Genomic DNA, 1,396 nt, shown 5'->3' on the forward strand with positions numbered 1-1,396 from the left:
CCTGAGATGTGATGCCGAGCCGATTGTGGTGAAGTGGATGATCCTATGCTGCCGAGAAAAGCCTCTAGTGAGTGTTGTGGCGGCCCGTACCCTAAACCGACTCAGGTGGTCAGGTAGAGAATACTAAGGCGATCGGGTGAACTGCGGTTAAGGAACTCGGCAAATTGCCCCCGTAACTTCGGGAGAAGGGGGACCTCTGCTGGTGATCAGGCTAGCTCTGTGAGCTGGTGGGGGTCGCAGTGGCCAGGGGGAAGCGACTGTTTACTAAAAACACAGGTCCGTGCGAAGTCGTAAGACGATGTATACGGACTGACGCCTGCCCGGTGCCGGAACGTTAAGGGGACTGCTTAGCCGATCTTCGGGTTGGCGAAGGTGAGAACTTAAGCGCCGGTAAACGGCGGTGGTAACTATAACCATCCTAAGGTAGCGAAATTCCTTGTCGGGTAAGTTCCGACCTGCACGAATGGCGTAACGACTTCCCCGCTGTCTCAACCGCAGACCCGGCGAAATTGCACTACGAGTAAAGATGCTCGTTACGCGCAGCAGGACGGAAAGACCCCGGGACCTTCACTACAGCTTGACATTGGCGTTTGGAGCGTCTTGTGTAGGATAGGTGGGAGACTGGGAAGCTCGGACGCTAGTTCGGGTGGAGTCATTGGTGAAATACCACTCTGGTCGTTTTGAACGTCTAACTCTGGTCCGTGATCCGGATCGGGGACAGTGTCTGGTGGGTAGTTTAACTGGGGCGGTTGCCTCCTAAAGGGTAACGGAGGCGCCCAAAGGTTCCCTCAGCCTGGTTGGCAATCAGGTGTTGAGTGTAAGTGCACAAGGGAGCTTGACTGTGAGACTGACGGGTCGAGCAGGAGCGAAAGCTGGGACTAGTGATCCGGCATCGGCGTGTGGAAGCGGTGTCGCTCAACGGCTAAAAGGTACCCCGGGGATAACAGGCTGATCTTCCCCAAGAGTCCATATCGACGGGATGGTTTGGCACCTCGATGTCGGCTCGTCGCATCCTGGGGCTGGAGTAGGTCCCAAGGGTTGGGCTGTTCGCCCATTAAAGCGGTACGCGAGCTGGGTTTAGAACGTCGCGAGACAGTTCGGTCCCTATCCGCTGCGCGCGCAGGAGACTTGAAAGGGGCTGTCCCTAGTACGAGAGGACCGGGACGGACGAACCTCTGGTGTGCCAGTTGTACCGCCAGGTGCACGGCTGGTTGGCTACGTTCGGAAGGGATAACCGCTGAAAGCATCTAAGCGGGAAGCTCGCCTTGAGATGAGGTCTCCCACCATGAGAGTGGGTAAGGCTCCCGGTAGACGACCGGGTTGATAGGCCGGAGGTGGAAGCACGGTAACGTGTGGAGCTGACCGGTACTAATAGGCCGAGGACTTGACCACAAAG

At 57.1% G+C, this 1,396-nt stretch carries 1 rRNA gene; it reads left to right on the plus strand.

Annotation, left to right across the window (positions count from 1 at the left end):
- Positions 1–1,392 (plus strand): 23S ribosomal RNA (locus AB0B64_RS60720); the annotation flags it as partial.
- Between the last annotated feature and the right edge of the window lie 4 nt (positions 1,393–1,396).

It is taken from the genome of Nonomuraea sp. NPDC049129 (assembly GCF_040648495.1).
Taxonomy (GTDB): Bacteria; Actinomycetota; Actinomycetes; order Streptosporangiales; family Streptosporangiaceae; genus Nonomuraea.